The following is a 20176-nucleotide window of genomic DNA, read 5'->3' as shown; positions in this document are numbered from 1 at the left end:
ACACCGCCAGCGATCACTGGCAGAGAATGCGCTGATCAGGGCGGCGACGGGCGGGGAGCGCCGGACGATCATTCGACTCCGGGTTTCTTCGCCAGCAGCAGGCCGAGGGCGGCGAGGGGGGTACGGCGGCGGGGGTCGGGGGCGGGGCTGGGGGTGGGGGAAGGGGTCGGGGTGGGGTGCGGGTCGGGGTCCGGTACGGCGGTCAGGCCGAGGTGGTCGCGCAGTGCGGCGTCCACCTCCGCCGCGCCGGGCCGGGCCTCGGGCTCCTCGGCCTGGAGCCGGTCCAGCAGCGGTGCCAGCGGGCCGGGGTCCGCGGGCCCGAGGGCGGTGCGCAGCAGCGCGCCCAGCGACCACAGGTCGGAGGCGGGTCCGGCGCCGGGCCCCGCGGCGCGCTCCGGGGCGACGAACCCGGCGGCGGTGTCACCGGCGGAGCTGCCACCCGTGCCGAAGCCGGTGAGGACGACACGCCCGGTGGCGGTCTCCAGGAGGACGTTGGACGGCTTGACGTTCCGGTGCACGATGCCGACGGTGTGCGCGGCGCGCAGGGCACCGAGCACGGCGAGTCCCATCCGGGCGGCCTCGGCGGGCGGGAGCGGGCCGCGCCGCAGGGCCTCCCGCAGGGACTCGCCCGCGACCAGCTCCATGACGGTCCAGGGCACCCCGGCCTCGGTGACGACGTCGTACACCGTGACGGCGGAGGGGTGCCGCACCAGGGTGGCGGCCCGGGCCTCGTGGTACAGCCGGCGGGCGAGGCGCCGGCTCGCCTCGTCCGTCGCCGGGTCTCCGGGCAGCAACGGCTGTCTGACGGCGACGTCCCGGTGCTCCTGCTCGTCCCGGGCCCGCCAGACGGTGCCGGACGGACCGGCCCCGAGCCGCCCGGCCAACCGGTAGCGGCCGCCGATCAGGCGTGCGTCGGGCGGGTGTTCGCCGTCTTCGGTCATGTCCCATGAGTACCGTGCCCGCCACGCCCTTGTCGAAGCGGACGGGCGTGGCGGTCAGGCCGTCTCCCGCCGGTGGAAGGTGAAGCCGCCGAGCTCACTCCGGACCTCCACGGCGCCCGTGCCGCCGAAGTGCGCCGGCACCACCAACGCCCGCTCCTGCGCCGCGCGTTCCAGGACCTGCCGCCGGGTCGCCGCCGCCTGCCGCGGGTCGAGGCAGAAGCAGCTGTTGCACTCGGGGTGCAGGATCTGGACCGGGCTGTGCAGCAGGTCGCCGACGAACACCGCGTGTTCGCCCCGGGATTCGAGGCGCAGTACCGAGGAGCCCGGGGTGTGTCCGGGGGCCGGCTCCAGCACCAGGTGTCCGTCGATCCGGTACGTGTCCTCCCACAACTCCGCCTGCCCGGCCCGGTGCACGGGGGCGACGCTGTCCTCGTAGACGAGCCGGTCGTCGGGCCGTACGCCGCCCGCGTAGCCGCCCGCCGGGCCGAAGTAGCGGTCGTCGGCGGCCGGCAGCAGATACCGCGCCCGGGGGAACGCCGGCACCCACTCCCCGCCGGCGTCCACGGTGTTCCAGCCGACGTGGTCGGCGTGCAGGTGGGTGTTGACCACGATGTCGACGTCCCCCGGCCGGATCCCGGCCCGCTCCAGCCGGTCCAGGAAGTCGCCCTGCCGGTGGTGGAAGAGCGGGTTGCCGGGCCGTTCGCGGCCGTTGCCCACCCCGGTGTCGACCAGCACGGTGGGTCCGTCGCCGCGCACCACCCAGGTCTGGAGCGCCACCACGGCCCGGTCCGAGCCGGGTTCCCGGTGGTCGGGGACGAGCTGGTCCGCGTGCGCCTGCCACACCTGAGGGCCGACCTCGGGGACGAGGGTGGCGGCGGGCACGTACGGTCCCCGCCACTCCACGATCCGCAGCACCTCGACGTCCCCGATCAGGAAACGCTGTACGTCGTCTTCTTCAGCCATGTCCACGACCCTAGGCGCCGGGAGTGAGCGTCCCAATGCTCTTGTGGCTCACACGGATACGCTGACGTCTCATGGACGTGTTGAGCGATGCGATCTCCGCGGTCCGGGTGGGCAGCCCCTCCTCCGACCGGCTCCGGGTCGGGGGCGACTGGTCCGTGCGGCTGGCGCCGTACGAGGGCGCGGGCTTCCATGTCGTGCTGAGCGGAGCCTGTCAGCTGCTGCCGGACGGGGGCGGCACGCCGGTGCGCCTCGGCCGGGGAGACGTGGTGCTGCTGCCGCACGGGGCCGGTCATGTGCTCGCCGACGCGGCGGCGGGCCCGGACGCGGCACGCCGGGCGGTGCCCTTCGAGACCGTCTCGGCACGCCGGGCGGCGCCCTTCCCGACCGTGTCGGAAGATCTGCCGCGGCCGGCCCCCGAGGTCGAGCTGCTGTGCGGCAAGTACCGGCTCGACCGCAGCCGCACCCATCCCCTGCTGGCCGAACTGCCGCAGGTCGTGCATCTGCCGCACCGGGCCGGCGAGCAGCCCGAACTGCGCGCGGCCGTCGACCTGCTGGCGCGGGAGCTGGAGGACCGGCGGCCCGGCGGCTGTCTGGCCCTGCCGAGCCTGCTGGACCTGCTGCTGATCTACATGATCCGCGCCTGGACCGCCCGCGCGGACACCGGCGCCTGGCCCGCGGTGCTGGCCGACCCGGTGACGACGGCCGCGCTGCGCGCCCTGCACACCGACCCGGCGGCGCCCTGGACGGCCGGCCGGCTGGCCGCCGCGGCCGGGGTGTCGCGCGCCACCCTCGCCCGCCGCTTCACCGCCCTGGTGGGCCGGCCGCCGATGGCCTACCTCACCTGGTGGCGGCTGACGCTGGCGGCGCGGCGGCTGCGCGAGACGGACGCGCCGCTCGCGGCGGTCGCGCGCGAGACCGGGTACGGCAGCCCGTACGCCCTCTCGCACGCCTTCAGCCGGGAGTTCGGCATCACTCCGGGCCGGTACCGGGCGCGTCAGTCTCCCGTGGCCGTGAAGGTGTCGACCGCCACGTCGAAGTACTCCCGCGCCTCCCGCACCCTGCCGACCGGCGCCGACACCCACACGTCGTACAGCCGCCCGCCCTCCTCCCAGCACAGGTCGTAGGTGTGCCGCGGGCCCTGTGCCGCGCTGAAGCCGTCCCAGGTGAACTCCCAGAGCGCGGCGGGGTGTCCGTGGTGGGTGGTCGCCGTGACCCGGCCGTCGCGGTAACCGGGGTTCGTCGCGGGCCCGTTGGCGGCCGACGCCTCCATCACGGCCTGCGGCCCGCCCGGCTGCGGGTCGCCCGCCCGGACGCCGAGGCGGTACGTCTCCCCGGGCGAGAGATAGAAGACCCGCTCGCCCTCGGGACTGCGGACGAAGTCCTGCGGCACGGCGAGGGAGAAGCCCGCCGGGTCGTGGGCCGTGCGGTACCCGGAGGGCGCCGGGCGGACGGCCGCGTGCGACGCGGTGGCCCCGGGCCCGGTGGACCCCGGCCGGCGCGTCCCGGTGGCCGTCGGGGAGGACGGTCCGCTGCCGCTGGTTCCGGGGCTGGTCGCCGGTGCCGTCGCCGTACCGCCCGGGGTTCCGCCGCCCCCGCCGCCGCGGCCGTGCAGCAGCAGCGTGGCGGCCGACACGCCGGCCCCGGCCAGGGCGGCGACGAGCAGGGCCGCGATCAGCACACCGCGCGTGGAGGACCGGGCCGGCGACTGCTCCGCCGGCGGGTGCGGGGAGGATCCGTGGTGCGGCAGGTCCCGCTCGGTCGGCGGGTGGTGCGCCGCGGCCTTCACCGCCCGGACCGCGTCGCCGAACCGGTGGCCGTGCCCGGCCGGCGGCGATCCGGCCACGCCCGGTGCCTGCGGGGTGCGGCCCGTCTCCAGATAGGCCCGCAGCATCTCCTCGGCCTCCGCCGCGCGCAGCCGCCGGTCCGGGTCGCGCTCCAGCAGGCCCCGTACGACGGGCAGCAGCGGCTCGGCCTGCGCGGGTGGCCGGATGTCATCGGTGACGACGGCGTGCAGGATGCCGCCGAGCGAGTCGCGCCGGAAGGGCGACTCGCCGCTGAGCGCCGTACACAGCAGCGCACCCAGCGACCACAGGTCGGACTCCGGACCGCTGCGCAGCCCCGCCATCCGTTCCGGCGCGGTGTACTCGGGCGAGCCGACGAAGGACCCGGTCTCGGTGAGCGTGGTCGCGCCGGAGACCTGCGCGATACCGAAGTCGGTGAGCACCACCCGGCCGGTGCCGGACTCGATCAGGACGTTCGCGGGTTTGATGTCCCGGTGCAGCACCCCGGCCTCGTGCGCGGTGCGCACCGCGCTGAGCAGCGCGATCCCGATCCGCGCGGCCTCGGCGGCGTCCACCGGGCCCTGCCGGGCGATCCGGTCCGCGAGCGAGCCGCCGTCGATCAGCTCCATCACCAGATACGGCCGTCCGCCCTGCTCGACGACGTCGTGCACGACGACGATGTGCGGATGGCTCAACTGGGCCACCGCACGGGCCTCGCGGAGGATGCGGTCGCGGCGGCGGCGCGCCTCGTCGTCCGCGCGCGCCTCCTCCGCCGCGCGCGGGTCGCCCGCGGAACGCGCGTCGCCCTCCGGGCGTGTGTCCTGGGCCGGCGCGTCGTCCCCGAGGAGTTCCTTGACCGCGACCCGCCGTCCCAGCACCTGATCGCTCGCCCGCCACACGACACCCATGCCGCCGCGCCCGATCCGTGCCTCCAGTCGGTAACGGCCCGCGATCACCCGGCAGTCGGCGCCCTCGGTCCCCATGCGCCCCATCATGCCGCACGGGGCGCATGCGCTCCGGGGCACCGATCGGCCAACCGGGCGGTCCAGCCTGCGGTTTTCAGCCGTCTCGGTCCGGCGCCCCGGCCCCGGTCAGCCCGTCTGCGGCTCCTGCCAGCCCTGCAACACCCAGGTGAACTGCTTGCTCGCCGTCGCCCAGTCGGCGGCGGGCGACGACATGTAGAGCGCGTACTCGGTGCCCGTGCGCGAGAAGTACGTCTCCTCGACGGCGTGCCGCGGCCCGGGGACGTACGGCGGGTCCTTCTTCAGCGCGGTCCAGGTGTACTCCCACCGCGAGCCCTTGCGGTCGCGGTAGATGTTCGCCTTCATCTTCACGCGGCGGTAGTCGACCAGCCGCTGAAGCTGCTGCTCCAGGTCCACCTGGTGCTGGTAGGCGTCGGCGAAGTCGGGCGAGCTGTCGATGGCGATGCGGACGAAGTGCTTGCCGTTGTCGGGCGTGTAGTCGATCTGCTTGAGCGCGCCCGAGATCTCGTAGACCTTCCGCTTCCAGCCCTTGGGCAGGGAGAGGCTGAAGCCCAGCGGGTCGTGGTGGACCACCCAGTTGTCCGGGATCGTGCCCGAGGCCGTCGTGGTGTTCGTGGTCGCGGGGGCCGGGTCGGTGGGGCCGTTCGCCACGGTGTCCTGCTGCATCGCGTTCCACTGCTGGACACCGACGGCGGCGCCTCCGCCGAGGACGGCCGCGAGGGCGACGACCAGCGCGAGCGTCCGCAGCCGGCGGCGCGGGCGGCCCGCCCGTCCGGAAGCGCCGCCCGCCGGGCCGGCGGGTGCGGAGGGCGGCGCGGGCGCCACGGCGGTCGGGCCGGTGACGGACGGGTGACCGGATGCCTGAGTGGGCGGATACCCGGACGCGGTGGCGCCGGGGCCGTAGCCCGGGCCCGGTGCGCCCGGGGTGGGCCGGTACCCGGCACCGGTCATCGTGCCCGTGCTCTGCGTCGGCACGAACGCCTGGGCCGCGCTGGGCCGTCGGCCCTCCGCCGCCTCGGCGAGCATCTGCTCGGTCTCCTCGGCGGTCGGCCGCTGAGCGGGCTCCTTGCGCAGCAGCGCGGCTATCACCGGCGCCAGCGGACCGGCGTGCCGCGGCTCGGCGGCGTCCTCCTCGACCACCGCCTGCATGGTGCTCAGCGGCGAGGTACGGCGGAACGGCGACCGTCCCTCGACCGCCGTGTACAGCGTGGCGCCGAGCGCCCACAGGTCGGAGGACGCGCCCGGGTCGTGGCCGCGCACCCGCTCCGGCGCGAGGTAGTCCACCGAGCCGACGACCTCCCCGGTGCGGGTGATGGTCGTGTCGCCGTCGATCTGGGCGATGCCGAAGTCGGTGAGCAGCACCCGCCCGTCGCGGCCGAGGAGAACGTTGCCGGGCTTGACGTCCCGGTGCAGCACACCGGCGGAGTGCGCGGCGCGCAGCGCCCGCAGCACCCACAGCCCGATGCGGGCGGCCTCCCTCGGCTCCAGCCGCCCCCGCTCCTTGACCGCGTCGGCCAGCGAGTGGCCCTCGACCAGCTCCATCACGATCCACGGGCGGCCGTCGTGGTCGAGGACGTCGTGCACGGTGACGACGGCGGAGTGGTTGATCCGGGCGGCGGCCCGCGCCTCGGCCCGGGTGCGGGCGAGCAGGACGGCCTGGTCGCTGTCGGAGACGTAGAGCGCGGCGGTCAGCTCCTTGATCGCGACCGTCCGGTGCAACACCTCGTCGTGGGCGCGCCACACCCGGCCCATGCCGCCGCTGCCGATGGAATCGGCGAGCCGGTAGCGGCCCGCTATGAGCAGGCCCTGCATCTGATTCACGTTGCCCCGCAATGCTCTTGACAGGGTCAGACTAAGGACCGGCCCCCGGTCAGGGAACCGGCGGGGTGCCAAGGTGACAGCACTGTGACGGTTGGCGCTACGCGCGTGTACGGGGCGCTCAACCCGTGTAGCGGTACGTCGCCGTGGCCTGCTCGTACAGCCGGGTCACCGCGTCGCGCTGTGCGTCCGGACCGCGCACCTGGATGATGTGGTAGCGACCGTCGAGCAGGATCGCCATGTTGCGCACGAACAGGTCGCGGCCCTGGCCGTCGGTCCAGGTGAACTGCCCCTCGGCCATGGTCCGTCCACCCACCTCGATGGTTCTCAGCCCGGTCGCCGTGGCCCAGCTGGAATCGCGGTACGGCTGGAGTTCACGCTCCTTGTCCCGCTGGTAGGCCATCGGATCGCCGCCGTAGGCCGCCGCGCCGTCCCGCCCGGGTACGACGATCAGCTCCAAGTCGCCGTGCGCGTAGACCACCTGACCGCTGCCGTTCTTCGGGGTGCGGTCCCAGCCCTCGGGGACGGCGACCTGGAAGCCCTCCGGGTCCTTGCGCAGGGTGAAGCCGGAGGCGACGGAAGGGTCGCCGCCGGTCTGGGTCTGGGTTCCGGTGGCGGGCGTGCTGCTCTCCGGCGTGCTCTGCCCGGCGCTCGGCTGCCCCGACGGCTGTCCGGCGGAGTGCTGCCCGGCGCGCGAGGGTACGGGTCCGGTCCGGCCGACGGCCCCGGTCCGGTCCGCCCCGCCCTGCTTGGGCATGAACAGCATGGCGTAGGCGATCGCGCCGGCCAGCAGCAGGAGGATCAGCAGGAGCAGGATGCGGCCGAGGCTGCGGGGTGAACGCTCCGGCTCCCGGCCGCGCTTGTGCCGGCCGTGCGGGTGGGTCGCGGGCAGTCCGGCGCGCCGGCGCCGCACCAGTTCGCCGCGGCGCCGGACGATCGGCAGCCGCCTCGGGTCGGCGGACGGTACGGGCACCACATGCCTGCCCGCGTCCGGCTCCGGTGCGGAACGCACCAGGGAGCGCAGCCAGCCGCTCAGCTCCTCGACGTCCGGCCGCTCGGTCGGGTCCTGCCGCAGCAGCGACTCCACGACCGGCCGCAGCGGTCCGCACTCCTCGGCGAACGCGGGCGGCTCCGCGCACACCAGCTGCACCAGCTCGGCCGTGGACTCCTCCGGGTAGGGGGCGTGCCCCTGCACGGCCCGGAACAGCAGCGCGCCCAGCGCCCACAGGTCGGTGGCGGGCCCGACCGGCGCGGCGAGCTGCCAGTTCTCGTGCACGGGCCCGGCCTGTTCCGGCGCCCATCGCTCGGTCACCGGCCCGACGACGGTCATCCGCAGCTGCCGCGCCCGCTCCGCGGCCAGCGCGGTCCCGGGCCCGCGCCGCCCACCGCCCCCGCGCTCGTCCCACCGGGCCTGCGCGGGCAGCACGGAACCGTCCCCTGCCCCGGGATACGGCGAGTCGGCCTTCTCGGCCGGGACAGGGACGCGCCCGGAGCCGGGGCGCGGGACGGCGGCACGGGCGCCCGCCGCGCCGTAGGGGTCGGCTGTCGGTCCCGTCCCGGAGCCGTACGGCGCCTGCGCCGCGCCGTCGGCCGTCCGGCCGGGCGGTGGCGTGGGTCCCGTCCCGGAGCCGTACGGCGCCTGCGCCGCGCCGTTGGCCGTCCGGCCAGGCGGTGGCGTGGGTCCCGTCCCGGAGCCGTACGGCGCCTGCGCCGCGCCGTCGGCCCGGTCGGCACCGGTGCCGCTGTCGGCGGGGGTGCGGGCGCCGGGCAGGGCGGCGCGCCCGCTCTGCCGGTCGTCCTGGACCCGGGCGGCGGCACGGGTACCCGCCCGGTAAGCGGCGATCGCCCCGGCCCGGGCCGCCCGGATGTCGGCGCCGCTCTCCAGCGCCCGCGGCCCGGCCGGCCTGGACGCGCCGTTCGCCCCCGGCGCCGGCAGTCCTCCGGCCGCCCTCGCCTGGATCGCGGCCCGCCGCGCGGCCTCGGGATCACGATGGGCACCGGCATCGATGTCGGCGGACAGCCCACCGGCCGTCCCCGGCGCCGCTTCCTCGTCGTCCTCGGCGTCGTCGGCCGGCACCGGGTCGTACCCGCACAGGGCCTCCTCCGCCGCGCCGGTGGCGAGGCCGGTCAGCAGCACCCGGCCGTCGTCGCAGACCAGCACCGTGCGGGCGGTGACATTGCGGTGCACCCAGCCGTGGGCGTGCAGCACCCTCAGCGCCATGAGCACATCGGAGGCGACCTCGGCGGCCCGGTACGGCGTCAGCGGTTTCTCGGCGAGCAGCGCGGACAGCGGGCGCGCGGCCACCCACTCGCTGACGATCCACAGCGAACCGCCCTCGGCGAACACGTCGAAGACCTGGTCCAGCCGCGGATGGTCGGGTATGCGGGCCGCCGCCTGGGCGGCCTCGACGGCGCGCCGCACCGCGGGGTCGGCGGGCCGCCGGGTGGCGGCTCGGGCCTCGGGCGCCCGGCGGGTCCCGCGCGCACGCGCCGTGAACCCCTCGGGCAGCCCCTCCGCGTCGAGCACCTCGGCCTCGACCACCTCGGGCAACGGCACCTGCCGGACCAGGACTTCCTGTCCGCTGTAGGTGTCGAAGGCGCGGGTCTCGGTGAGTTCGTACTCGTCGGCCGGCGGCAGCGGCAGGCGGTAGCGGTCGGCGAGCACCCGCCCCGCGTAGTCCTCCACTGTGCCTCCCCCGGCCGCCCGGTTGCTCACATCCGTTCGCCTCGCGACCCGTTTCGCACAGACATCCGGCTGCGTACGGTCCGCAACCATTCACGATACGTGCCGGAGGCAACCCTCATGGAGAGGATGCCGGATTATCCCGGCCCGAACCGGTACGCCCTGCTCTGCAATACGCCCTGCCCTGCATTACGACTTGGGCTCGAAGGACTTCCGCAGCGTCTTCCAGGTGTCCTTGCGCAGCTCACTGTCCCAGTTCGCGGCTTTCGCGGTGTACATCAACGCATAGCCGAGATGACCGTTCACCACGAAACCCCGGTCGATGGTGCGGTACTTGGTGCCGCCGTCGACGTAGGTGAACTCCCAGTCGGCCGTGTTCCAGCCGCGGTAGCCGACCTTCTCGATCCGGATCCGCTGGTACTGGGGGCGGATCATGGCGTGTTCCTGGTTCTTCCAGTCCGCCACCGGGTCACCCTTGGGCGTGCCGGTCCAGGCCACGAGCAGCTTCTGTCCGTCGGGGCCGGTGTAGCGGTCGCCGGCCCCGTCGCTGGACTTGTACGCCCACCCCTTGGGCAGCCCGATCGAGTAGCCCTGGCCGCCCTTGCGCGTGCTGACGGCCGGCGCACTGCCGGCGTCCTTCGCCGCGGCGGAGGCGGAGGCCTCGGCGGACGCGCTCGCACCGGAGGCCGCCGTGCCGCCCGGCGCCGCTCCGGTGCCGGTGGGGGCCGAACTCGCGCCGTCCGTCCGGGCTCCGGTGTCCGCGCTCGCGTCCTTGCCCTTCTGCTGCCGGGTGGTGGCCCCGGCCGTCGTACCGGACGTGGCCGAGGCGCCCTTGTCGCCGCTGTCGTCACCGTTCAGCGCGAAGGCCAGTACGGTGCCCAGCACCGCGAGCGCGACCACCACCGCGATGACCACCAGCGTGCGCCGGGGCACCACATCGGTCAGCGGGGCCCGCGGCACCGGGCGCGGCGGCAGGTCCAGGTCCGGCGGCGGCACCACGGGCCAGCCCGTGCCGGGCTTGTTGCCGGAGCCGGAGTTCGGCACGGTGGCGGAACCGGCGGCCGGACCCGCCGGTCTTGTTATGCCGTCCGCAGCCGCCCTGGCCGGGGGCACGGCCGGTCGCGTCCCGCGGGGTCCGGCCCCGCCCGCGCCGGGCGCACCACCGGCGCCCGGCACGGCCGTGCCGCTGCCACTACCGCTGCTGCCGCTGCCGCTTCGGGCCCGCGTCGCGCCCCCGGCGGTGGCCGCGCCGGCCGCCTTGCGCACCGACCGCAGCGCCCCGCGGAGCTTGTCCGCGGCGTCCTCGCCCCGCTTGCCCTCGCCCCCGCCGGGCGGCACCGGCAGCGGCACCACCCGGGTGGCGTCCATCGGCTCCGGCTCGGGCGCGTGGATCACGGCGTTGAGCATGGCCCGGGCCCCGGCGTCGTCGAGCCGCTTGGCCGGGTCCTTGGTGAGCAGACCGTAGATGACGTCCCTGAGCGGGCCCGCGTGCTTGGGCTCGTCCAGGGGCTCGGTCATCACCGCGGTGAGCGTGGCGATCGCCGAGCCCTTGTCGTACGGCGGGACGCCCTCGACCGCCGCGTAGAGCAGGCCGCCGAGCGACCACAGGTCGGCCGCCGGGCCGGGCTTGTGGCCGCGGGCGCGCTCCGGGGCGATGTAGGAGGGGGCGCCGACGAGCATGCCGGTGGAGGTGATGGACGGGTCGCCCTCGACCTGGGCGATGCCGAAGTCGGTGAGCACGACCCGGCCGTCCTCGGCGATGAGCACGTTGGAGGGCTTCACGTCCCGGTGCAGGATGCCCTGGCGGTGCGCGGAGCGGAGCACGTCCAGGATGGCGAGCCCCACCTCGGCGGCACGCCTCGGCTCCAGCAGGCCGTCCTCGCGGATGACCTCGGCGAGGGACTTGCCCTCCACCAGTTCCATGACGATCCAGGGCCGGTCGTCCTCGTCGACCACGTCGAAGACCGTGACCGCGCTGTTGTTGCGGATCCGGGCGATCGCCTTGGCCTCACGCAGGGTGCGCGTGATCAGGCGCCGCTTCTCGTCCTCGTCGATGTTCGACGGGAACCGCAGCTCCTTGACCGCGACCGTACGGCCCAGGGTCTCGTCCTCGGCGCGCCAGACCGTGCCCATGCCGCCGCGGCCCAGCACGTCTCCCAGCCGGTACCGCCCGGCGAGGAGACGCCGTTCGCTCTTGTCCTGACGAGTCTCCTGACGAGATGTACCCGCCCGCTCCGCCTCCGACATGCGTCCCCTCATACAACCCGCCCTGACAGAGCCTCCATTGTCTCTCACCCGACAAGTGGCCGACGCCCAGGGGCCCCGGCACCGGCCCACGCCTCCGTACGCCGGAAGCCCTGATGAAGGACGAATTCCGCTTACCGGAACGACAGTCCGCGCGAAAGTGCGTGCGAAAGGGAGGAACCGCCACCGAAGCCACCCCTGGCGCCGTGCCGCTGACTTCCTTTCAGGCGGTTCTCACAGCGGCACGATGTCCGGTGCGCCCAGCCGGGCCGCGTCCGCCGTCTGGTCGTCCGGCTGGAGCTGGGACTCCCGCTCTGCCTCCACCCGCTTCTCGTAGTGCTCGACCTCGCGCTCGATCTGGTCCTTGCCCCAGCCGAGCACCGGCGCCATCAGCTCGGCCGCCTCGCGGGCGCTGCGGGTGCCCCGGTCGAAGGTCTCGATGGAGATGCGGGTGCGCCGGGTGAGGACGTCGTCCAGGTGTCGGGCGCCCTCGTGCGAGGCCGCGTACACCACTTCGGCGCGCAGATAGTCGTCCGCGCACCGGAGCGGTTCGCCGAGCGAGGGGTCGGCGGCGACGAGGTCGAGGACCTCCTCGGCCATCGAACCGTACCGGTTCAGCAGGTGCTCGACGCGGACCACGTGCAGTCCGGTGCGGGCGGCGATCCGGGCGCGGGCGTTCCACAGCGCCTGGTAGCCCTCCGCGCCGAGCAGCGGGGTCTCCTCGGTCACGCAGTCGGCGACGCGCCGGTCCAGTCCGTGCACGGCCTCGTCGACGGCGTCCTTGGCCATCACCCGGTAGGTGGTGTACTTGCCGCCCGCCACGACCACCAGCCCCGGTGCCGGGTGGGCGACCGTGTGCTCGCGGGACAGCTTGCTGGTGGCGTCGGACTCGCCGGCCAGCAGCGGGCGCAGACCCGCGTACACGCCCTGCACGTCGTCGCGGCTGAGCGGCACCGAGAGCACCGAGTTGACGTGCTCCAGCAGATAGTCGATGTCGGCGCTGGACGCGGCCGGATGGGCCTTGTCGAGGTCCCAGTCGGTGTCGGTGGTGCCGACGATCCAGTGCCGCCCCCAGGGGATGACGAACAGGACGGACTTCTCGGTGCGCAGGATCAGCCCGGTGGTGGAGTGGATGCGGTCCTTGGGCACGACCAGGTGGATGCCCTTGGAGGCGCGGACGTGGAACCGGCCCCGCTCCCCCACCATGGCCTGCGTGTCGTCGGTCCACACGCCGGTGGCGTTGACGATCTGCTGGGCGCGGATCTCGTACTCGCCGCCGCCTTCCACGTCCCGCACCCGGGCGCCGACGACCCGCTCGCCCTCGCGCAGGAACGCCGTCACGCGCGCGCGGTTGGCCGCCTGGGCGCCGTAGGACACGGCCGTGCGCACCAGGGTGGCGACGAAGCGGGCGTCGTCCATCTGGGCGTCGTAGTACTGGAGGGCGCCGACCAGGGAGTCCTTCTTCAGGCAGGGGGCCACGCGCAGGGCGTGACGGCGGGTCAGGTGGCGGTGCAGGGGCAGGCCCCGGCCGTGCCCGCGGGCCATGGACATCGCGTCGTAGAGGGCCACGCCCGAGCCGGCGTACCACCGCTCCCAGCCCCGGTGCTGGAGCGGATAGAGGAAGGGCACCGGTTTGACCAGGTGCGGGGCGAGCCGCTCCAGGAGCAGGCCGCGCTCCTTCAGCGCCTCGCGGACCAGCGCGAAGTCGAGCATCTCCAGATAGCGCAGGCCGCCGTGGATGAGCTTGCTGGACCGGCTGGAGGTGCCGGACGCCCAGTCGCGGGCTTCGACCAGGCCGGTGGACAGGCCGCGGGTGACGGCGTCCAGCGCGGTGCCGGCGCCGACCACGCCGCCGCCCACGACCAGTACGTCCAGCTCGCGCTCCGCCATCGCCGCCAGTGCCCCGGCGCGCTGCGCCGGGCCCAGAGTCGCTGTCCTCACCGCTGCCTCCCGCTGTCGCTGACCCGCTCGCGTCGGCCGCACCCGGGTGGGCGAAGCCCGGTTCATCCCCTCCTCATGCCCAAATTCTGACCGGCTTGCCCGGCTTCAGCCACCAGAGGCCGGGGCGCTGTGGACAACTCGTGCAGCCCCCTGGAAAGACACACGAACACAATCCCACATAACGGTCATATTTACTCCTAGTGTGACAGTGCGCTCGCTCATCTTGTCCACAGCGGTTGCGCACCTGTCCCGCTTCGGCTACTGGGAAGGACGGCTCACGCCATGCCCGCAGACCTCGCCGTCATCGGACTCGGTCCCTACGGTTTGCCGCTCGCCCAGGCCGCCGTCGCCGCAGGCATCCCCACCATCGGCTATGCCACCGGTCCGGAGGCGGGCTCACTCAGCCCGGCCGAGCTGCGCCGGATGCACGCCTCCGGCTTCCGGCCCGCCACCGACCCGGCCCAGCTCGGCCGGGTGCGTACGGCGGTGATCTGCGCGCCGACCCCGCGCGGCGCCGACGGCGGCCTCGACCTCGGCCAGGTGGAGGCCGCCGCCCGCGCCCTCGCCGAACGGCTCCGCCCGCACACCACGGTCATCCTGGAGTCGCCGGTGCCGCCCGGCACCACCGAGGAGTTCCTGCGGCCGCTGCTGGAGCAGGGTTCGGGGCTGAGGGCCGGCCGCGACTTCCACCTCGCCTACTCGCCCAGCCGGGTCGACCCCGGCAACCGCGAGCACACCCCCGCCAACACCCCGAAGGTCATCGGCGGCCTCACGCCCGCGTGCACCGAGTCGGCCGCCGCCTTCTACGGCCGGCTCACCGACAAGGTGGTACGCGCGCGCGGCCTGCGCGAGGCGGAGACCGTGCAGCTGCTGGAGACCAACTTCCGGCACGTCAACATCGCCCTCGTCAACGAGATGGCCGTCCTCTGCCACGAGCTGGGCGTGGACCTGTGGGACGTCATCCGGTGCGCGGAGACCAGACCGTTCGGCTTCCAGGCGTTCCGGCCCGGCCCCGGCGTCGGCGGCCACGGCGTCCCGCAGGACCTCACCGGGCAGACCCCCCGCGCGCTGCGCATGGTGGAACTGGCCCAGCAGGTCAACCACCGGATGCCGCGGTACGTCGTACAGCGCGCCGCCGCGCTCCTGAACGAGCACGGCAAGTCCGCCCGTGGTGCGCGCGTGCTGCTGCTCGGCGTGACCTACAAGGCCGACCTCGCCGACCAACAGGGCACGCCGGCCCACGAGATCGCCGTACGGCTGATGGAACTCGGCGCGTCCGTCAGCTATCACGACCCGTACGTGCCCGCGTGGAGCGTCCTGGACCGCCCGGTGCCGCGCGCGGACTCCCTCTACGAGGCCGCCGCGGACGCCGACCTGACGATCCTGCTCCAGCAGCACCGCACATACGACCTCCAGGGTCTGTCGGTGAAGGCCCAGTTGCTGCTGGACACCCGCGGGGCCACGCCCACCGGGGCGGCGCACCGGCTCTGAGTGCGGGTCACGAACGGAGAACAGCCGTCACGAACGGAAAACGGCCGGGGGCTTTGTCGCCCCCGGCTGTTAGTCTCCCCCGGACTCGCCGCACACGCGCGTGTGTGTGCGAGCAAACGTTCTCCGTCTGTCCTTCAGCAGCCATGCTCCACCATCGGGGGGTTCCTGTCATGAGCCAGTCAGTTCCACCGCCGCACCAGCCCGGTCCCGCGGACGGCAACCCGTACGCGCAGCAGCCGCCGGCCGGCCAGCCGTACCCGCCGGCCGGGCAGCCGTATCCGCCGCAGCCGGGCGGCTTCGCCGGTCCGCCGGCGCCGCCCGCGCCGGGCCGCGACAACCTCGTCGGCGGCCTGCTCGCCGCCGTCGCGGCCGCCGTGATCGCCGCCGCGGTCTACGGCATCGTCATCGGCCTCACCAAGCACGAGATCGGCTGGGCGGCCGTCGGCGTCGGCTTCGTCATCGGTCTCGCGGCCGGCAAGGTCGGCGGCCGCAACCCCGCCCTGGCGGTGGTGAGCGCTCTGCTCGCGCTCGGCTCGGTCTACATGGGCCAGCTGGTCGGCGAGGCCGTGATCGGCGCCAACGCGCTCGACGTGAGCTTCACCGAGGTGTTCTTCCAGCACTTCGACGTCGTCCAGGAGGCCTGGAAGCAGGACGCGGACCCGCTGACCTTCGTGTTCTTCGCGATCGCCGCGGCCGCCGCGTTCTCCGGCACCAAGAAGGCCGCCCAGTAACCCAGCGCCCCTACGGGAGCACCCCCACGCGAAAGGGCCCGGCCACCGCATCGGTGGCCGGGCCCTCGCGTCATCGCACAGCGGTCAGCGGCGGTGCTGGCTGTCCGCCACCGTCACCTCGACCCGCTGGAACTCCTTCAGCTCGCTGTAGCCGGTGGTGGCCATGGCGCGGCGCAGGGCACCGAAGAGGTTCATCGAGCCGTCCGGGGTGTGCGACGGGCCGGTGAGCACCTCCTCGATGGTGCCGACCGTGCCGAGGTCGACCTTCTTGCCGCGCGGCAGCTCCTCGTTGACCGCCTCCATGCCCCAGTGGTGGCCCTTGCCGGGCGCGTCCGTGGCGCGGGCCAGCGGGGAACCCATCATCACCGCGTCGGCGCCGCAGGCGATCGCCTTCGGCAGGTCACCGGACCAGCCGACACCGCCGTCCGCGATCACGTGCACATAGCGGCCACCGGACTCGTCCATGTAGTCACGGCGGGCCGCCGCCACATCGGCCACCGCGGTGGCCATCGGGACCTGGATGCCCAGCACGTTCCGCGTGGTGTGCGCGGCGCCGCCGCCGAAGCCGACCAGCACGCCGGCCGCACCGGTACGCATCAGGTGCAGGGCCGCGGTGTAGGTGGCGCAGCCGCCGACGATCACCGGGACGTCCAGCTCGTAGATGAACTGCTTCAGGTTCAGCGGCTCGGCCGCGGACGACACGTGCTCCGCCGAGACCGTCGTACCGCGGATGACGAAGATGTCCACGCCCGCGTCCACGACCGCCTTGGAGAACTGGGCGGTGCGCTGCGGGGAGAGCGCGGCCGCCGTGACCACGCCGGAGTCGCGCACCTCCTTGATTCGGGCGCCGATCAGCTCTTCCTTGATGGGCGCCGCGTAGATCTCCTGGAGCCTGCGGGTGGCCCGCTCGGCCGGCAGCTCGGCGATCTCGTCGAGCAGCGGCTGCGGGTCCTCGTACCGCGTCCACAGGCCCTCGAGGTTGAGCACCCCCAGACCGCCCAGCTCGCCGATGCGGATCGCGGTGGCCGGCGATACGACGGAGTCCATGGGGGCGGCCAGGAAGGGCAGCTCGAAGCGGTAGGCATCGATCTGCCAGGCGATCGAGACCTCCTTCGGGTCCCGCGTACGGCGGCTGGGGACGACGGCGATGTCGTCGAAGGCGTACGCCCGGCGGCCGCGCTTGCCGCGCCCGATCTCGATCTCAGTCACGTCTGTGGCCTTTCCCTGATGCGTTTCAGCGCCTTCCAGTATCGCCGACGGCTACGACACCGGCCCTCCGCGGGGACCACAAGGGCGGCCCCGGATGCTCCGGAGCCGCCCTGGGCCGCGCTCACGCGCACGCGTGGAGGTGCGCGCGTGCTACCTGAGAGCTACTTCCTGCTGTAGTTCGGCGCCTCGACCGTCATCTGGATGTCGTGCGGGTGGCTCTCCTTCAGACCCGCCGAGGTGATCCGCACGAACCGCCCGTTGGCCTGGAGCTCGGGCACGGTCTTGCCGCCGACGTAGAACATCGACTGGCGCAGACCGCCGACCAGCTGGTGGACCACGGAGGACAGCGGGCCGCGGTAGGGCACCTGGCCCTCGATGCCCTCGGGGATCAGCTGCTCGTCGGAGGCGACGCCCTCCTGGAAGTAGCGGTCCTTGGAGAAGGACTTGCGGTCGCCGCGGGACTGCATCGCGCCGAGCGAACCCATACCGCGGTACGACTTGAACTGCTTGCCGTTGATGAACAGCAGCTCGCCCGGGGACTCCTCGCAGCCCGCGAGCAGCGAGCCCAGCATCACCGTGTCGGCGCCCGCGACCAGGGCCTTCGCGATGTCGCCGGAGTACTGGAGGCCACCGTCGCCGATCACCGGGACACCGGCGGCCCGGGCGGCGAGCGCGGCCTCGTAGATCGCGGTGACCTGCGGGACGCCGACACCGGCGACCACGCGGGTGGTGCAGATGGAGCCCGGGCCGACACCGACCTTGATGCCGTCGGCGCCCGCGTCCACCAGCGCCTGGGCGCCGTCGCGCGTGGCGATGTTGCCGCCGATGACGTCCACCCCGGAGGAGTTCGACTTGATCTTGGCGATCATGTCGCCGACCAGCCGGGAGTGGCCGTGCGCGGTGTCCACGACGATGAAGTCGACACCGGCCTCGATCAGCGCCTGGGCGCGCTCGAAGGAGTCACCGGCCACACCGACCGCCGCGCCGACCAGCAGCCGGCCCTCGGCGTCCTTGGCCGCGTTCGGGTACTTCTCCGCCTTGACGAAGTCCTTGACCGTGATCAGGCCCTTGAGGACGCCCGAGTCGTCCACCAGCGGCAGCTTCTCGATCTTGTGCTTGCGCAGCAGCTCCATGGCCTCCGGGCCGGAGATGCCGACCTTGCCGGTGACCAGCGGCATCGGGGTCATGACCTCGTGCACGCGGCGGCTGCGGTCGCTCTCGAAGGCCATGTCACGGTTGGTGACGATGCCGAGGAGCTTCTTGTCGTTGTCCGTCACCGGGACGCCGCTGATGCGGAACCTGCCGCACAGCGCGTCCGCCTCGGCGAGCGTGGCCTCGGGGTGGATGGTGATGGGGTCGGTGACCATGCCGGACTCGGAGCGCTTCACCAGGTCGACCTGGTTGGCCTGGTCCTCGATGGACAGGTTGCGGTGCAGCACGCCGACACCGCCCTGGCGGGCCATCGCGATCGCCATGCGGGACTCGGTCACCTTGTCCATGGCGGCCGACAGCAGCGGGATGTTGACCCGCACGTTCTTGGAGACGTAGGAGGCGGTGTCGATCTCGTCGGGAGCCATGTCCGACGGGCCCGGCAGCAGCAACACGTCGTCGTAGGTCAGCCCGAGTGTCGCGAATTTACCGGGCACTCCGTCGACGTTGGCAGTCATGACACCTTCCCCAAATGGCCTTGATCGGTGCGGATGTCCATGCTAACGGGAAGCATCGCTAGCAAATTCCACGGTACTGGGTCGCTTCAGGCTTCGTATGTTCGTACGACAGCAGGCCTGCGCCTGGTCAGGAAAGGCCGCGGCGGGGGCTTTGCCCAAGGGGTTACTGCTCGGCGAGCGCGCGCAGCCGGCTCAGCGCCCGGTGCTGGGCGACCCGGACGGCTCCGGGTGACATTCCCAACATCTGCCCGGTCTCCTCCGCGGTCAAGCCCACGGCGATGCGCAGCAGCAGCAGTTCCCGCTGGTTCTCGGGCAGGTTGGCCAGCAGCTTCTTGGCCCACTCGGCGTCGCTGCTGAGCAGGGCGCGCTCCTCCGGGCCGAGGGAGTCGTCGGGCCGTTCCGGCATCTCGTCGGAGGGCACCGCCGTCGAACCGGGGTGGCGCATCGCGGCGCGCTGGAGGTCGGCGACCTTGTGGGAGGCGATGGCGAACACGAACGCCTCGAAGGGGCGGCCGGTGTCGCGGTAGCGGGGCAGCGCGAGCAGCACCGCCACGCAGACCTCCTGGGCGAGGTCCTCGACGAAGTGCCGGGCGTCGCCGGGCAGCCGGGACAGCCGGGTGCGGCAGTAGCGCAGCGCGAGGGGGTGGACATGGGCGAGCAGATCGTGCGTGGCCTGCTCGTCACCGTCGACGGCACGATGCACGAGGGAGCCGATCGCCCCCTGGGCTGTGCCCGCCTCGTCGTCGCGCATCGGTCCATGGTGCCCTGCGGCCGTCCGGTCCGTCGCATCGTGCTCGTGGTTGTGCACCGAAGCGTTATGAGCAGGTGCGCCGGCACTCATTCCCTGCGCCCTCCCCTTCCGCTCGACCGACTCGTCCCCGAGAGACTCCACACCTCAAGGATGCGGCATCCGCGCCGAAACGAGCAGCGGGCGTCCGCCAGACCCCCGCACCCCCCACCAACCGGCGCATCCGACCAGCCCGGCAGCGCCTGGCACATCCCGTCGCACGGGCGGCCGTCGAGGGCGGAGGGAATCACCACCGCGGGGGCCGGCGGAGAGGGGGGCGCCGGGCGGGTCGGCGCTGGGGCGGACGCGGTGGCGCCCACGCGGCCGAGGGCGCCTCTCGCCACCCCCGGAACGCTCCGGCCCGGACCGGCCCCCGAGGCAGCACTACACGCAGCGCGTGACTCGGCAGCCGACGCAGCGCCCGTGGCGGAGACAGCACCCGACCCGGCAACGGGCACAACAATCCACCCAGCACCCGGCACAGCAGCCGGAACCCTCACAGCCTCGCCGACAGGCACAGCAGCCGGCACCGGCACGGCCCCACCGGCCCGCACAGCACCCGCCACCGTGCCCGGCACAACGCCGAACGCGCCCACGGCCACCGGCCGGGCGCCCCAGTGATCGCAACGGCAGCCACAGGCGGCGGACACCCCGAGGCGATCGGGCACGGAGACGGCCAGCACGGCAGGCACCCCAAGGCGACCAGCCCCGGAGACAGCCAGCACGGCAGGCACCCCAAGGCGACCAGCCCCGGAGACAGCCAGCACGGCAGGCACCCCAAGGCGACCAGCCCCGGAGACAGCCAGCACGACAGGCACCCCAAGGCGACCGGCCACGGACACCACAGCCACGCCAAACGCCCCGCGCCGACCTGTCACCGACACCGCAACCAGGCCAGACACCCCAAGGCGACCAGCCGCAGAAACGGCCGACACGC

The 20176-nt window shown here is 73.8% G+C and carries 12 protein-coding genes and 2 pseudogenes; 4 read left to right on the top strand and 10 right to left on the bottom strand.

The features are described from left to right. Positions 1-68: 68 nt before the first annotated feature. Complete coding sequence (locus ACZ5CZ_RS23280) at positions 69-941, bottom strand: serine/threonine-protein kinase (RefSeq protein ID WP_468945589.1); 873 nt, start codon at positions 939-941, stop codon at positions 69-71. Positions 942-995: 54 nt separating this feature from the next. Further along, positions 996-1904 (bottom strand): MBL fold metallo-hydrolase, encoded by a 909-nt coding sequence (locus ACZ5CZ_RS23275; RefSeq protein WP_468945588.1) that lies wholly within the window; start codon positions 1902-1904, stop codon positions 996-998. Between the two features lie 71 nt (positions 1905-1975). Between ACZ5CZ_RS23275 and ACZ5CZ_RS23270 the strand changes: the two are divergent. Then, positions 1976-2893: pseudogene (locus ACZ5CZ_RS23270) on the top strand (AraC family transcriptional regulator); the annotation flags it as partial. 5 nt (positions 2894-2898) lie between these two features. Here the strand turns inward: ACZ5CZ_RS23270 and ACZ5CZ_RS23265 are convergent. The 5 genes from ACZ5CZ_RS23265 to ACZ5CZ_RS23245 all read right to left on the bottom strand — a co-directional run bounded on the left by ACZ5CZ_RS23265 (position 2899) and on the right by ACZ5CZ_RS23245 (position 13354). Beyond that, positions 2899-4668 (bottom strand): serine/threonine-protein kinase, encoded by a 1770-nt coding sequence (locus ACZ5CZ_RS23265; RefSeq protein ID WP_385843407.1) that lies wholly within the window; start codon positions 4666-4668, stop codon positions 2899-2901. A 108-nt stretch (positions 4669-4776) separates the two neighbouring features. Continuing rightward, positions 4777-6480 (bottom strand): serine/threonine-protein kinase, encoded by a 1704-nt coding sequence (locus ACZ5CZ_RS23260; protein ID WP_468945584.1) that lies wholly within the window; start codon positions 6478-6480, stop codon positions 4777-4779. 127 nt (positions 6481-6607) lie between these two features. Next, positions 6608-9172 carry a protein kinase gene (locus ACZ5CZ_RS23255; protein ID WP_468945582.1) on the bottom strand — a complete coding sequence of 855 codons (2565 nt, stop codon included), beginning with the start codon at positions 9170-9172 and terminating at the stop codon, positions 6608-6610. Positions 9173-9358: 186 nt separating this feature from the next. Beyond that, a complete protein-coding gene (locus ACZ5CZ_RS23250) occupies positions 9359-11416 on the bottom strand; it encodes a serine/threonine-protein kinase (RefSeq protein ID WP_468945579.1) in 2058 nt (685 codons plus the stop codon). Between the two features lie 231 nt (positions 11417-11647). After that, a complete protein-coding gene (locus ACZ5CZ_RS23245) occupies positions 11648-13354 on the bottom strand; it encodes a glycerol-3-phosphate dehydrogenase/oxidase (protein WP_385843402.1) in 1707 nt (568 codons plus the stop codon). A 282-nt stretch (positions 13355-13636) separates the two neighbouring features. Between ACZ5CZ_RS23245 and ACZ5CZ_RS23240 the strand changes: the two genes are divergently transcribed. Continuing rightward, on the top strand, positions 13637-14845 hold the full coding sequence (locus tag ACZ5CZ_RS23240) for a nucleotide sugar dehydrogenase (protein WP_385843401.1): 1209 nt from the start codon (positions 13637-13639) through the stop codon (positions 14843-14845). A 170-nt stretch (positions 14846-15015) separates the two neighbouring features. Then, positions 15016-15576 carry a hypothetical protein gene (locus ACZ5CZ_RS23235; RefSeq protein WP_385843399.1) on the top strand — a complete coding sequence of 187 codons (561 nt, stop codon included), beginning with the start codon at positions 15016-15018 and terminating at the stop codon, positions 15574-15576. An 84-nt stretch (positions 15577-15660) separates the two neighbouring features. On the opposite strand, the gene ACZ5CZ_RS23230 is transcribed toward ACZ5CZ_RS23235, so the two are convergent. The 3 genes from ACZ5CZ_RS23230 to ACZ5CZ_RS23220 all read right to left on the bottom strand — a co-directional run bounded on the left by ACZ5CZ_RS23230 (position 15661) and on the right by ACZ5CZ_RS23220 (position 19203). Next, positions 15661-16785, bottom strand: coding sequence for a GuaB3 family IMP dehydrogenase-related protein (locus ACZ5CZ_RS23230; protein ID WP_450788628.1), 1125 nt, complete (start codon positions 16783-16785; stop codon positions 15661-15663). A 161-nt stretch (positions 16786-16946) separates the two neighbouring features. Continuing rightward, entirely contained in the window at positions 16947-18452 is a 1506-nt protein-coding gene (gene guaB / locus ACZ5CZ_RS23225) for an IMP dehydrogenase (protein ID WP_450788630.1), read from the bottom strand. A 163-nt stretch (positions 18453-18615) separates the two neighbouring features. Continuing rightward, positions 18616-19203 carry a sigma-70 family RNA polymerase sigma factor gene (locus ACZ5CZ_RS23220; RefSeq protein WP_385843395.1) on the bottom strand — a complete coding sequence of 196 codons (588 nt, stop codon included), beginning with the start codon at positions 19201-19203 and terminating at the stop codon, positions 18616-18618. 653 nt (positions 19204-19856) lie between these two features. Between ACZ5CZ_RS23220 and ACZ5CZ_RS23215 the strand changes: the two are divergent. Beyond that, positions 19857-20176: pseudogene (locus ACZ5CZ_RS23215) on the top strand (hypothetical protein); the annotation flags it as partial.

The organism is Streptomyces sp. NPDC031418, assembly GCF_055581605.1.
This window is presented reverse-complemented; position numbering and strand designations above follow the sequence as displayed.